Annotated in this window: 13 protein-coding genes; 12 read left to right on the plus strand and 1 reads right to left on the minus strand. The window is 39.0% G+C overall.

What is annotated here, in order from left to right:
* Positions 1-168 precede the first annotated feature (168 nt).
* On the minus strand, positions 169-1,113 hold the full coding sequence (locus REC12_RS05100; protein WP_308892733.1) for a DMT family transporter: 945 nt from the start codon (positions 1,111-1,113) through the stop codon (positions 169-171).
* Positions 1,114-1,816: 703 nt separating this feature from the next.
* Between REC12_RS05100 and REC12_RS05105 the strand changes: the two genes are divergently transcribed.
* The 12 genes from REC12_RS05105 to REC12_RS05165 form a co-directional block, all read left to right on the plus strand.
* Entirely contained in the window at positions 1,817-3,394 is a 1,578-nt protein-coding gene (locus REC12_RS05105; RefSeq protein ID WP_308892734.1) for a [FeFe] hydrogenase, group A, read from the plus strand.
* Between the two features lie 19 nt (positions 3,395-3,413).
* Positions 3,414-4,190: a 4Fe-4S dicluster domain-containing protein gene (locus tag REC12_RS05110; RefSeq protein WP_308892735.1), complete on the plus strand. Its 777-nt coding sequence runs from the start codon at positions 3,414-3,416 to the stop codon at positions 4,188-4,190.
* Between the two features lie 27 nt (positions 4,191-4,217).
* Positions 4,218-5,441: an NrfD/PsrC family molybdoenzyme membrane anchor subunit gene (nrfD, locus tag REC12_RS05115; protein ID WP_308892736.1), complete on the plus strand. Its 1,224-nt coding sequence runs from the start codon at positions 4,218-4,220 to the stop codon at positions 5,439-5,441.
* A gap of 218 nt (positions 5,442-5,659) precedes the next feature.
* Entirely contained in the window at positions 5,660-6,694 is a 1,035-nt protein-coding gene (locus tag REC12_RS05120) for a 4Fe-4S binding protein (RefSeq protein WP_308892737.1), read from the plus strand.
* Positions 6,695-7,065: 371 nt separating this feature from the next.
* Positions 7,066-8,067, plus strand: coding sequence for an ABC transporter substrate-binding protein (locus REC12_RS05130; protein ID WP_308892738.1), 1,002 nt, complete (start codon positions 7,066-7,068; stop codon positions 8,065-8,067).
* A gap of 15 nt (positions 8,068-8,082) precedes the next feature.
* Positions 8,083-8,853 (plus strand): ABC transporter permease, encoded by a 771-nt coding sequence (locus REC12_RS05135; protein WP_308892739.1) that lies wholly within the window; start codon positions 8,083-8,085, stop codon positions 8,851-8,853.
* 3 nt (positions 8,854-8,856) lie between these two features.
* On the plus strand, positions 8,857-9,588 hold the full coding sequence (locus tag REC12_RS05140; RefSeq protein WP_308892740.1) for an ABC transporter ATP-binding protein: 732 nt from the start codon (positions 8,857-8,859) through the stop codon (positions 9,586-9,588).
* Positions 9,589-9,989: 401 nt separating this feature from the next.
* Positions 9,990-11,150, plus strand: coding sequence for a GGDEF domain-containing protein (locus REC12_RS05145; protein ID WP_308892741.1), 1,161 nt, complete (start codon positions 9,990-9,992; stop codon positions 11,148-11,150).
* Positions 11,151-11,197: 47 nt separating this feature from the next.
* Entirely contained in the window at positions 11,198-12,100 is a 903-nt protein-coding gene (locus REC12_RS05150; RefSeq protein WP_308892742.1) for a DUF2156 domain-containing protein, read from the plus strand.
* A complete protein-coding gene (locus tag REC12_RS05155) occupies positions 12,018-13,013 on the plus strand; it encodes a GNAT family N-acetyltransferase (RefSeq protein ID WP_308892743.1) in 996 nt (331 codons plus the stop codon). Before REC12_RS05150 ends, REC12_RS05155 begins: the two co-directional genes overlap by 83 nt.
* A gap of 217 nt (positions 13,014-13,230) precedes the next feature.
* The gene (locus REC12_RS05160; RefSeq protein WP_308892744.1) at positions 13,231-14,430 is read left to right on the plus strand and encodes a benzoate/H(+) symporter BenE family transporter; all 1,200 of its coding nucleotides are present in this window, start codon (positions 13,231-13,233) and stop codon (positions 14,428-14,430) included.
* Between the two features lie 128 nt (positions 14,431-14,558).
* A partial coding sequence (locus tag REC12_RS05165; RefSeq protein ID WP_308892745.1) for an adenylate cyclase occupies positions 14,559-14,757 on the plus strand: 199 nt, incomplete at its 3' end.

Consider the following 14,757-nt stretch of genomic DNA (forward strand, 5'->3'; position numbering starts at 1 on the left):
TATAGTGTATCAACAAACGGCAGCCCTTGGCTGCCGTTGTTTGATTTGAGAGAAGTGTCAATAAGCGTGGATGTTCAGAAGATCCCCTATACTCTATGAGCAAAGCAGCAGTTCGAAGTCCGGCTTCAAAGAAGCAGGATTCAAAATAGCGAAAGACAGCAATTGTTCTCAATGCTTTCTAAACATTAATTCAAGATTGATTAGCACTATCGCAAGCAGAGTTATTGTTCCGCCCACAAGCTGGATAGGCAAAACGCTTTCTTTCAGAATGAGGTAACCGCAGAGCACTCCTACAACAGGAATAAGATTTAAATAAATTGTTGTTAGGGCCACATCTAAACGTTTTAGAGCATAAGTATACAACAAATAACCACCGACTGAGCAAAAAAATGCCAGAAATAAAATATTCCCCAAAGCAATAGGAGAAAAAAACTTCCATTCTTTGCTTTCCAGGAAAGATAAAGGGATAAAGCATAATGTTCCAAAAATCGTTTCATATGTAGTCAAAAATAAGCCCGAATATTTCTTTTGCAGAGATTTATTGACCAGTGTAAAAAATGCCCAAGATATCATAGCGCAAATCATTAAAATATTTCCCAGAAATTGGCCGGAACTCAACTCAACCTTTCCATTAGCAGTTACCGCAAGGTAAGAGCCCCCTACCGCAACAACAACCCCCAATAGTTTCAAAAATGATAGTCTGCTATGAAAGAAGAGTACATCCAGTACTATAGTTATAATTGGAACAAGCGAAACAATTAGCGAAGCATTTATTGCTGAAGAAAATTTGACGCCGATATTTTCAAAAATAAAATATATTGCAATCCCAAAAATTCCGCCTAAAACCATTTTGGGCAGGTCTGATTTTTCAAGTTTAGTTTGAGGTTCAACTCTGTGAAGAATAGCCCAAAGCATCAAGGATGCTATTGCAAAACGCAGAAGTGCCATCGTGATAGGAGGAATTTCAATGACCGTTATTTTTATACTAACGTAGGAAATTCCCCAGAATATTATTACGGCAACCATTGCTAAATTAGCGAGGAATTGTTCATCAGATAGAATGAGCCTAAGTCTCCCGTTCTGTGCCATCTCATTATTGAAATTGTAGTTCATAAAATAGTTCTCCGTTACTAAATTGTTCAATTAATTAAATATTGACATGATCAATAATTGTAGAGGATAGGAAGGATTTGGCCTGTGTTAGTTTTGGCCTCAGGTTTGATTTTACCATTTTTGTTCCGGATTTAGAACTCTTCTTTCTGATTTTCTTGTTCTAAATGGGGTCTTTATTTTTTTGATTATAAAACCTAAAAGATCAAAGCCATAAATTCTTGGCTTTTTTAAACTTCAATTTAAAAAATTGCTTAACAGTTTAAAAAATCCCCCCAATATTTTTGTGAACAAAAAACTTTTTTTATTTACATAAACGTGACAGATAGCCGTTTTAGATATTAAACTAAAAAAAGTTGCTAGTTCGCCCTATTCTTTAAGAAAGGAGTGTCATCTTAAGATTCCAAGCACTTATTGAAAAGCTATTATTCATTCATAATTAAGTTTCAAATCATTTTATGTTCAACTTGTATAGGCTTTCACTTTCAAGGAGAACTAGTAATACTTAACTATTTAACTTTCCGAAATCTTAGTTTATTGCGAAATAAATAGTGCTAATCTTCACAAAAATATGTGAAGGTTTTAACTTGGTGTACAACTCTAAATTTTCATGACATTACCTCAAGTTGTAGAAAAATGGTAAATAATTTGGTTAAAGTTTTAACGGAAATTAGCAAGAGAGTTTACTAAAAAGGTGGTAAAACCCATGGCAGGCAAAGCAGGACAAGGAAAAAAATTGTCCAGACGTTCTTTTCTTAAGTTTGTTGGAGGAGCAAGTTTAGTTGGTGTTCCGCTAAATTTGGCTGGTTGTGGCGAAGTGGCTACACCTGATAAAGCTGTTGGCGGAAATGGCTGGATGCCAACCCAGTACAATGCGCCGGGCAGCTGGCCAACCAACGTTCGTGGTCGCGTTCCAATTGACCCAACAAACCCTTCAATTATTAGAGATGACCAAAAGTGTATTCTTTGCGGTCAATGTATTGAAGCATGTGAGAAAGTTCAATCGGTGTTCGGAAGCTACGAACTGCCGATTAAAAACGAAACTGTTTGTGTAAATTGTGGACAGTGTGTTCAGTGGTGTCCCTCCGGAGCGATTTCAGAGCGAGATGATATTGATAAAGTATTTAAAGCTATCGCGGATCCTAATATCACGGTTGTCGTACAGACGGCGCCGGCAACTCGCATTGGTCTTGGTGAAGAATTTGGCATGCCGGTCGGAACTAATGTTCAGGGTAAACAAGTTGCGGCTTTGAGAAAATTAGGATTTGATGTAGTTTTTGACACTAATTTCACAGCTGACCTGACAATCATGGAAGAAGGCACTGAGCTTGTTAAACGTGTTAAAGGCGAATTGAAGAAGCCTATTCCGCAGCTCACATCATGTTGCCCGGGCTGGGTTAAGTTTGTTGAATACTTTTATCCCGATCTTATTCCTAATTTGTCATCAGCCAAGTCTCCTCAGCAGATGGAAGGGACTTTGATGAAAACCTATTATGCTGAAAAGAACAATGCAGATCCTAAAAAGATTTTTTCGGTGGCTATCATGCCTTGTACGGCAAAGAAATTTGAATGTCAGCGTCCTGAAATGGTTTCAGCCCAAAAAGAATTAAAAGACAGCAAGGTTTCTCCTGATGTGGATGTAGTCCTTACCACCAGAGAACTGGCCAGAATGATCAAAAGGGCCGGCCTTAATTTTGCTTCTCTCTCTGACGATCAGTATGATCAGCTCATGGGTTCCGGAACAGGAGCGGGAGCAATTTTCGGTACCACCGGTGGTGTTATGGAAGCCGCGGTTCGTTCTGCCTATTATCTTATAACTGGACAACAGCCGCCTTCAGCACTTTGGGAGTTAACACCTGTCAGAGGAATGCAGGGTGTTAAAGAAGCGGCCGTTAATATCCCGGGAATAGGCGACATAAAAGTAGCTGTAATTTCCGGCCTGGCCAATGCCAGAAAGGTTATGGACCAGATTAGAGCCGGCAATGCTCCGTGGGTTTTTATTGAAGTCATGGCTTGCCCCGGGGGTTGCGAATATGGCGGCGGACAACCTCGTGCTTCCTCTCCTCCTTCAGATGAAGTTCGCAATAGGCGCGCTGCATCGTTATACCAAATTGATGCTAAGGCAAAACTGCGCAACAGTCATGATAATCCCCAAATCAAACAAATCTATACGGATTTTTTAAGCACTCCAATGAGCGAAAAAGCAGAAGAACTTTTGCATACCAATTATATTTCCAGGGCGGCAGAATTTGTTGCTAAAAAACCTGGAAGCCAATTAATTTGAGCTTAGGAGGTGAAGGAAGATGGCAAAAGGGATACTCGTGGATATACCAAAATGTATAGGTTGTGAAAGTTGTTCGGTAGCCTGCAAGTTGTGGAATGAACTTGAATGGGACCCGCAGGAAAAGAACAAGACTGCAGCAGACCGGGCAAAGGAACCTAACAAAGGCTTATGGCCTGAAGAATGGACATCTATAAATCGTTATGACGTACAGAAGAATGGCACCTCAGTCTGGAGGTATGTCAAAACTCAATGTTTCCACTGTGAAGAGCCTGCCTGTGTGTCAGCATGTTTCTCCAAAGCATTACAAAAGCTTCCCCAGGGACCGGTCATCTATGACCAGAAGCTGTGCGTAGGCTGCCGCTACTGTATGATGGCCTGTCCGTTTGACATACTGAGATACGAATGGAATAAGGCCATTCCCGGAGTAAGAAAATGTCAGATGTGCCCGACAAGAGTCGTCAATAACCAGGAAACGGCATGTACTTCAGTGTGCCCGACGGGAGCAATTACCTTTGGGGACAGAGACCAATTGTTGGTGGAGGCTAAAAAAAGAATCAAGGACAACAGTTATATAAACAAAGTATTTGGAGAAAAAGAAGCAGGGGGAACATCCTGGCTTTATATCTCAGACACGCCGTTTGAGCAGATGAAATTTAGAACGGATGTAACAACTAAGCCGCTGCCTTCCTACACAGAAGGATATATGAAACTTACACCATTTATAGGAGGTACCTGGGCGGCTGTATTAGCAGGGCTGTATTTATTTAACAATAAAGACAAGGAACCTCTAGAGTAATAGCAAAAACAGAATGGAGGGAAATGTATGGATATTGTTACCACTTTCGTAAAACAAGCAGGAGCGAAACCGAACAGTGTGAGATGGAGATTTAGGTTAACTCCTATGAGATTAGTGTTTATGGCCATAGCAGTCGCAGCCATAGCAGTAATCCTGGTACGTTTTGTAGCAGGCTTGGGCGCGACGACCAACCTGAACGACCAGTGGCCATGGGGACTATGGATTGCTTTTGATGTCCTGTTAGGGGTAGCCTTGGCAGGAGGCGGCTATGGTACCTGCCTTATAGTATATGTACTACGCCGGGATAAATTTTATCCAATAGCGAGAAGTACAATGCTGACATCATTATTAGGTTATATTGTTGTCGTACTTGGATTATTAATTGAAGTAGGACAATGGTTCAACTTCTGGAGACCATACGTATCATGGGGACATGCCAGCGTATTATTTGAAGTTTTCTGGTGCGTCTCATGCTATACATTGATTCAGGTTCTGGAATTCTGCGAAATAGCAACGGAGAAAGTATTTAAAGGGGTGCATAAATACCTTAAGAAAGCAATGCCGGTATTGCTGGTAATCGGTATTACCCTGCCGACATTACATCAATCATCATTGGGGGAACTGTTCTACCTGATGGTCGGCAAAGAAAACGTTCTTTGGTGGTCGGTATTTTTGCCGCCGTTTTTCTTGCTGTCATCTTTTTTTGTCGGGGCAGGTATGATTGTTGTAGAAAGCAGTCTAGCCGGGAAGGCTTTTGCTCATAAAGTGGATATCCCTGTCTTAAGAGGGCTGGTTAGAATATCCGGTGGGGCTATGCTCTTGTATTTAATTTTAAAAATTGTAGATATAGCGGTAAAAGGAGCTTTTGCCAATGTTTTTGCCTTTGATCTACCCAGTATCATGTTCCTGATCGAACTGGTTTTTGGCGTAATAATCCCGATAATCATAGCCTTCAGTTCCCTGTCAGGCACCCGCAAAGGCTTGATTTGGTTTGGCATACTTGATGTGGCCGGAGTAGTTCTCAACAGGTTTGATGTAGTGTTCACAGGGATGGGCAAATATCTCAATCAATACGGCGGACATTATTTTCCTGCTTGGACAGAGTTTATAGTCAGTTTAGGATTAGTCTCAATAGCTTGTTTAGCATATCTGTTCATAGTAGAAAACTTCAGGATTATCGGTCATCAAGGTTCAGGGCTGGCTGAAGGTACAATGAATGAAAATGGCGAATACGCCTTCACAGCGAAATAAAGCTTCAGATTCTGCTAAAATTAAGAACCAGCTTAGAAGAAGTATTGATGGTCATAAATCTGTGTGTTGTACTTTGTTGGCTATAGATCCCAGAGAATGGGAACAGGGAAAGTCTGTGAGTTTCACTGTTATGGCATTTTTTAGATGTTATTCGACATAGGGGCTGCTGAACAGCCCCTATGTCGAACATAACGGTTGGCACAAATGAGGTGTCCTTAATGATCTTTAATTGTCAAATTTTATTTAATCACGCTAATTGTCTCAATAACAAAAAAGCATTTGTTAATATTTGCCGTTTATGTGTTGACTCATGTCCACACCAGGCTATTTCCCTATATTTTGAACTTGATGCCAAACGTTGCACAGAATGCGGGATTTGCATGGCTGTCTGTCCGAGCGATGGATTTGTCTATCGCGACTTTGACAAACTCTATGAGTATCTTCGAACTTCAGAGAAAATTGTTTTGAACTGCCCCCAAGCAATTCCAGCTGGCTATGAAATTCCTTGTCTGGGGATACTCGACCGGGATTTGTGGATGACCCTCATGTTGCGTGCCCGAGAGAAAGAATTGACGATATATACTGGAGTATGTGCAGATTGTCCGGATAAAAAAGCTTGTGGAATGAGCGTACAGACTTTTAAAGAAATACATAACACTTGGCAGGACCATCCGCCCTTAAGAATTAAAGTTGCCCCTGATAATGGGAACAACGAAACAGTGATCCAAGAAACGCTGTCTGCTCAACTTCAGAACGAGAAAAAAAGTTGGCGGGACAGCGGTCGTGAGAAGTTTGAAGCAATATTACCGGGGATCACTGCTGGTGAAGCGTATCTTATTGCGAAGACGCGGCAGTTTTTGGGAGAAACCTGGAAGTCCCAAGAATCCGCAGTTAAGGCACTTCCTATACCGGCATTAAATGTGAGTGAAAGCTGTACAAATTGCGGTGAATGCCCAGAGATTTGTCCGCAAGGAGCTTTGACGAAAGAGGAAAATAGGGAACAATTGACCTTGATTTATGAACCAATGAAATGCACCCGCTGCCAAAGGTGTGTCAGTATATGCCGCTCTAAAGCTTTAAAGATGGAAATAAAATCATTATCTTACCGTTTATTGACGGGTAAAATTCTTTTATACCAGGGAAAACGGCGCTTTTGCTCTCGGTGTGGCAAGCAAGTGTTTGATGGTTTAGAGCCGCCATTGTGTATGGCCTGTGTGATGAGCGATCCTAATGAGGTGTTATATTCCGAGTGAATTTGAATCTTGAACATTACCTGCCAAGCTTTCTTTAGATAGTACATAGGTTCTGAGGAGTCTATTGCGTAAAATAGCGGCAAAGTGATTATTTAGCCCAAAATGGGGGGGCGTTGCAGAGCTTGGGCGTTCTTTAGGTCAGGGTATCAAAGAGTTTAAGAGTGCAACTAATGGAGAGGAAGAGTATAATAAAATCAACATTAGTAAATCCAAGTAATAGTCAGTCTGCGAATAATGGAGATAACCCTAAATAGACGTTGCCAATCAGAATTAAATGTCAGGAGAAAACCAGCTAAAAGGAAACATTTGGTGGAAAATAGTACATGCTTAGTTGAAAATATAATGCATTACCTTAGATTTAAAAGGAGTGTATGCCAAAAATGTTTCGTCCAAAAATGATTTTGGGGGCAGTTTTATTTGCGTTATTATTAAGCGGCTGTTCATCCCCATCCGCCAATCAACAACAAACAAGTTCAGAGCTGCCGAAAACTATTAATGCCTCATATGTGTCCAGACCAATTAATGTACCATCAATTGTAGCTCAAGATAAAAAATTGTTTGAAACAGAATTTGCTAAGGATAATATTCAATTTAAATGGCATGATTTGACAACACCGGATAGTCAGCTAGAAGCCCTTGCTTCTGGTTCCTTAGATTTTGCAAACAGTCTCAATAATCTCTCGGCTATATTAGCCAATGCAAATGGCAACGACATTAAGGTAATATCTTCCTACTCGACATTTCCCCAAGGTATAGCCTTAGTTGCTAGAGCAAACGATGGCATAAGCAAGGATGCCGATCTTAAGGGAAAGAAAATTGGACTTCAAAGCGGTACAATGCTCTACCAAATGCTGGTTGAAGATTTGGCTAAATCAAACCTTAAAGAAAATGATGTTACCTTAGTTAATATGGATTCATCAACAGCTTTAACAGCCTTATTGAGCGGTCAAATTGATGCAACAATTCTGCCGGACCCATTGCTTTCCAAAGCAATGGCCTCAGGAAAAGCTATTAAACTTCGGACAGCGGAAGGGTTAATTTCCGGATTATCCGTAATTGCCGTTAGAAGCGATTTCGCCCAAAAATATCCGGATCTCGTAAAGCGATTTTTAGCCGTTCACAAGCAATCCCTAGATTGGAGTAATAACAATCTGGATCAGGCCCTTCAACTTGCTGCAGCTAAAAATCAAATGGATATAAAAGCTGTTAAAAAAATGTATCCCGAATTTTCATTCGCTATGAGCCTTAACGAAGCTAAGCAAGATTTAATTCAGTCGGCAGAATTTCTTAAAAAGGAAGGCATGATACCAAGTAATACGGATACTACGAAACTTATAAATGACTTAGTAGATACTAGCTTCATGCCTCGCTAGAAGATAGGAGCTATTATGTTCAAAAAAGTGAAATTTGGTTTGCAAGGGGTTATTTTGCCCCTTGCAATTATTCTTATCTGGCAGATAGTCAGCAGCAAGGGACTTGTAAATAGCTATATTTTACCCTCTCCCTTATATATTGCCTTACGCTGTATGCAGTTGGTTAAGAGTGGAAATTTACAACTAAACATATTAGCAAGTATGATTAGGGTTGTCATAGGATTTTTAATAGCCTTATTAGTGGCATTGCCATTAGGAATAATATTGGGGTTAAATAAAAGGGTAAACGTTTTACTGACCCCCCTGTTGAATTTTTTTCAACAAATTCCCGGTATAGCTTTAATACCAATATTTATACTTTGGCTTGGGATAGAGGAACGCTCAAAAATAGCTATTATAGCTTATTCTGCGCTATTCCCAATTTTATTAAATACGGTCATTGGAATAGAAACAACCGATAAAAACCTTATAGAAGTTGCTAAAATCAATGGATTATCAAGAATCGGATTAGCTTATAGAGTGTATCTGCCAAGTATGCTGCCAAACTTATTCGTTGGAATGAGATTGGGGTTAAGTTACTGTTGGCGTTCATTAGTAGCCGTTGAATTACTGGGAGCATCTAAAGGGCTAGGATATTTAATACAACAAGGAAGAGAATTGGCTCAACCCGAAACAATGTTTTTAGGAGTGTTAATTATAGGCTTAATAGGTATGATGTTTGATAATTTATCAAAAGGAATAGAGCAAAAAATGGTTAGGTTTAAGCATATCAATAAAGAGGAATAAGCGATGAGTTTATTAGAAATCAACAATGTGTGTAAGCATTTTAAAATAGGAAATGAATTAATAAGTGTTTTAGAAGACATAACCTTAACAGTAGATAAAGGGGAACTGGTTTGTTTATTAGGTGTGAGTGGATGCGGCAAAACTACGTTATTAAGATTGATATCAGGGTTAGAGAATCCGACATCGGGACAAATTTTAATAAATGGCAGTAAGTACAAAATAAAAAATAAAACTGTAAACATGGTATTCCAAGAACCAAGATTATTTCCCTGGCTTTCAGTTAAAGAGAATATAAGTTTTGGCTTAAAAGGAAACTATGATGCCGAATTAATAAACTATAAAGTTGATGAGATGCTTAATAAATTAGGATTAAGTTCATATAAAAACGAAATGCCGTATAAACTTTCGGGGGGACTGGCACAACGAGTAGCGGTTGCCAGAGCATTGGTGACAGAACCTGAACTGCTACTGTTGGATGAGCCATTTTCAGCTCTGGATTCAATTACTAAAAAAAGTATTATAGAAGATTTATTAATTTTATGGAAGTCATTAGATTTTACAATTATCCATGTTACCCATAATGTAGATGAAGCGATCATGTTAGCCCAAAAAATAATAGTGTTGAAGTATAGAAATAGCGATACTGAATTCTTTGATGCAAATTTAGCATATCCGAGAAGCCCTGAGAGCGATTGCTTTAAAGAATTAAAAAGTAAAATAATTAAAAGTTATTAATTTTAACGGACTTGTCGCGTTAGACAAAAACCGGTAAATATATTATTCCTTATATAGAACTTTTGGATTATAACGTAATTATGCGTTGGTAGGGAAGACAAAGGCCTTCTCGGCAACGTATTTTTATTTTAATATAGTAAGCAAACCAGTTGATAGAACTCTGCAGTTTTTAAAAGAACATTGCTCTTCTTAGTCGAGGGGCATTCGTTGGACCTACAATAATGAAGATATTTTCGGGCTATCAATCTGTTTTCGAAGTTGAAATTAGCCGCTAATAAAGGTAAGGTATAAGAGCACTGTCGTATACGGATAAGGTATTTGATTTTGTTTTTTACAAATGAATTAGATAAAATTTAAATATTTTTTGGCTTTAACTGTAAAATTAAAAGCGAGGAATATGGATGAATGTTTTTAGCATAGATATGGGAACTATTCTGATTATACTTGTTTTAGGGCATGTTCTGACAGGTGTGCTTATAATTTCATACAGATTTCAACATAATAAGGAGAAATCAGTCAACATATTTCTAATGTCTAAATTATTTCAATCGGTTGCCTGGATTATGCTTGGCTTTAAAAAAGTTATTCCCGAGATTATTGGAGTATCGATAGCGAATTCTATATTATTTATTGGTGCTGCCCTAGAACTAATCTCCTTTTTAACTTTAATAAATAGTTACAATAGAATTATAAAAAGAAATTATAATATCTTGATTTTTGTATGCATACTTACTTTTAATGTTGCAGTGGTATATGGTGCAACAGAAAATATTAGGATTGTCTTTGCTTCCTTAATTACAGCTGTATTAATTGTCTTTCCGGTATACAAATTATTCAAACATAAAGATTCATCCCTATTACAAAAGGTAATAGCTACTTTTTACGTTATTACGATGATCTCTTTTCTTTCTAGGGCCTACGCAGCATTAACTTTGGCCCATGATATGACACTATGGTCGACAAATATTTTCAACACCTGGTCCTTTCTTGTGTTGTATCTTGTAATGATTGTAGGTAGTATAGGATTCATCCTGTTAGCAAAAGAAAAATTGGATTTTGAAATAGTCAAAGCTGCTTCCTTTGATGAGTTAACAGATATATTTAACCGCAGAACCTTTATATTGCACGCGAAAGAGCTTATTTCTCTATTTGCGAGGAAAAAAGAGCAAATTTCATATTTGCTTATAGATATTGATCACTTTAAACTAATTAATGATGTACACGGGCATTATATAGGGGACATCGTCTTAAAGGAGTTTGCGGCGACTATCAAGGCACAATTAAGAGACTATGATTTATTTGGTAGATACGGCGGTGAAGAATTCGCCATATTGCTTCCAGGAACTGATGAAGAAGATTCTATAGAAGTTGCAGAAAGGTTAAGAAAAACAATCGAAGCTGCATCGGTTAGTATTGCACCCGAAATAAAGTATACTATAAGTATAGGCGTAGTTACTCTAATTCCAAATTCAGATACCAATGTCGATATACTCTATAAGCTAAGTGACAATGCTCTTTATACGGCAAAGTTTCAAGGAAGGAATCGTGTTGTGCGGTCCTAAAAGTAGTAATCACCTGGGAAAAAACAAAGATGGATAGGCGGAGAAAAATGATCGACTTTAAAGAAATAGAAATTCACGACAAAAAATGGATGGCCCCCCTTCTTGCTATTGCCGACATGCGCGGCAGTCATCAAAATTTCACAAACATTTTTTCCTGGTCAAAAATTTATAACTATCGTGTCGCACAGGTGGCTGGTTTTCTTGTGGTCAAGGGAGTTCTTGATGATATCCCTTATTATTTTTATCCTGCGGGCTCAGGGAATCTCAAAAACGTGTTTGAAATTATGAAGCAAGATGCAGTTTCCTGTGGGCATGAATTTGTACTAGCCGGAGTTTCCCCCGAAAATATTTCGATAATAAATGGCGAGTATCCTGAGCACTTCGAATATAGAGAGATGCGTGACAGCTTTGACTATGTTTATTTTCTGGACAAGCTTGTTACACTGTCAGGAAATTCACTTCACTCCAAACGGAATTATCTCAATAGATTTATGAAAGAACATCATGAATGGCGTTTTGAACTTATCGACCTGGACAATCTGCAGGAATGTTGGGAAATGAATCAAGAGTGGTGTAAAATCAACCCTTGTGATGAAGGCAGTAGTTCCCATGAAAACTGCGCGGTACGTCGCTGTTTTGAGAATTTTCCCGAACTGGGTTTAGAGGGTGGACTTCTCCGTATGGAGGGGAAAGTGGTTGCCTATACTATGGGAGAAAAATTAAATTCGGATACTTACGTCATACATATTGAAAAAGCCTTTGGCGATATCGTGGGCGCCTATCAAATGATCAATCACGAATTTGCTTCAGTTATTAAAAAGAACTATCCTAATCTGACTTATGTAAACCGTGAGGAGGATATGGGTATTGAAGGACTGCGAAAAGCTAAATTATCCTACCATCCCGACAGAATGGAAGAAAAGTACATGGCAACTTATTTTGAGGGGTAAAGAGTTAGGTGGGAATGAAAACAAGATGCAAGAAATAAGACTGGCTCAAGAAGGTGACGTAGATCGCCAAAAAGAGATATGGCAGCTTTGTTTTGGTGATCCTGTCAGTTATATTGATTTCTACTATTCCAATCGGTATAAGAATGCCGAAACAGCTGTATTGCTCCATAAAGGAGAGATTGCAGCCATGCTTACAATGATGCCTGTCAGAACAGTGAGGCCTGATAACTGCAGCTTTAGAACCTCCATGATATATGCAATCGCAACAGATCCACAACACCAGAACAAAGGTTTTGCGACCCAATTAATAGATTTTAGCGACCAATATCTTAGAGACTGTCAGACTGAACTTTCCGTATTAGTTCCAGCTAACGCGCAGCTTTTTGACTATTATCGCAGACAGGGATACCGCAGTGGATTCTATATTAAAGAGACTCAGCTTTCTTCCCATGATGTGGATAGGCTGCCTGTTAGCAGACAGTGCACTTGTAGTATCAAATCAATAACCCCTCAAGAGTATAACTGGCGCAGAAATAACCAGCTAAAGGGTAGGTTCTATATTTCATACCCGGATGAAGACATTGTCTATCAAAAGAAACTCTCACTATTATCTGGCGCGGATATTTATGCCATCGATATTGAAGATATTAAAGGGTGCTTAGCGGTTGAAAGAATTAGCCCGGATAAAGTGCTGATTAAAGAACTCTTACTCCCTGAAGATTATATATATCTAGCTATAAAACAGATACTTCAATTTGCAGCCGCTAGTGAATATATTTTTCGCACGCCACCATACTTGGGCGAGCATTTAAGAGGTACCTTACGACCTTTCGGAATGTTTAAAAGACATATAAAATCTGATTGGATTATTCCTCCTGGCAATTTGGGATATTTAGGATTTGCCTTTGATTAGAATTACCCTTTGACGACTTCTGACTAAACTTTAAAAAAGAAATGGGCTTTTGTAAGTTGTCTTGTTAACGAGCAAAAATTCGCATATTAGGTTCTAAGGGGTGGGGCACCGAAGGTGTCCCTTTTACCCTGAAGAGGATTGGTAAAGTTTTTCGTTTTTTCCTAACCACCATAGTTAACTAAAATAAAGAATTCTGCAATGAACTGGAGAAATAACAATGCTTAAATATGAGGAGCAGGGGGCTTGGGTTAGAAATTCAAATCCTTTAAGGGATTTGAACGATAAAAATATTGCTTCTGGAATTGTAGCGGCTTTATTGGTGCTGACCGGTCCACCGGCCATTATTTTAGAGGCTGCCGCCAAAGGAAATTTTACCGTGGAACAAACCATCTACTGGATGTTTGCCGTTTATGTATTTGGGGGCATTCTTAGTATTTTGCTGCCACTGTATTATCGGATGCCGATTACCGCAGGTCATTCCATTACAGGTGTTGCTTTCCTAGCGACAGTTACATCACAGTTTGGCTACCATGAGCTTATTGGGTCCTATATGTTCGCGGCATTGCTCATTTTTTTGACCGGATATTTCGGAATTTTTTCCAAACTCCTTCAATATGTTCCCAAACAAATAATAGCTGCGATGTTGGCGGGAATGATAACTCAGTATATGGTAAACTTCGTTGTTTCCATCAGTCAGATACCAATAATAGGCGGTCTGGCTCTTGTTGCCTATCTTGTGTTTAATAAATGGGATAGGAGAGTCCCCCCTATGGTTGCGGCAATAGCCGTAGCGTTTGTGCTGTTATTTTTGACCCAACCTTTAAAGGTTAATAGTTTAGAAACTTCCTTTATCTTACCCACAATTCAGTTGCCGGAATTTAATATGCTAAGTTTTCTCACCGTCTCAATCCCTCTTGCCTTGCTTATCTTAAGTAATGATGCGGCAGTTGGGCTAGGTGCTTTAGAACAAAATGACTTTAAGCCCCCCATTAATAGAGTTGTGACATATAGTGGGATTTTTTCTTTATTGGCAAACTTTTTTGGGGGTCAATCCGCTAATATTGCGGGAATGATGTCGGCCATTTGTTCAGATGAGGCGGCCGGTCCTAGAGAAAAAAGGTATATGGGATCAGTTGTTGCAGGCATTATTAGTGTATTTTTCGGTTTGTTTTCCTGGTATCTAGTGCCTGTGATTCAGTCATTACCTAAGGTATTTGATTCCATTTTGGTAGGTTTCGCACTTCTTGGCGTGTTTGGAAATAGCTTATATACAGGCTTTTCTAAACCGACGATGAAAATAAGTGCAGGATTTGCCTTTGTCATTTCCGCATCTAATATTTCGCTTTTTCATATTAGCGCCCCTGCCTGGGCCTTATTTATAGGAACTATTTTAGCAAGGTATGCCGAGAACAACTGATTTCCCCCTGGATGAATCTGGATAAAAATATATTGGAAGTACGTGGACAGTAAAAAGTGGCCTTTGAATTAAGCAATTTGAGGATGCCCGCTAAATCATTTCCAATAGGAGAAATGGAGGTTTGTTAAATGTCTTTTACGATTAAAACTCAAAGTGACGTGATTAAATTTGCTCTTCCCTTATATGATTATCTCAGCCAACATGGTCATGCCGGTGAGGCGGAGGACCTTATCGAATTGGTGGACTCTTGTTATCCTAAAAACATCCAGACCCTAGAGGCTCATCAAAAAGCCTTCAAACAAGTTCGAGCAACAGTTCATGATTTAC

Source organism: Candidatus Desulfosporosinus nitrosoreducens (genome assembly GCF_030954495.1).
In the GTDB taxonomy this organism is placed as follows: domain Bacteria; phylum Bacillota; class Desulfitobacteriia; order Desulfitobacteriales; family Desulfitobacteriaceae; genus Desulfosporosinus; species Desulfosporosinus nitrosoreducens.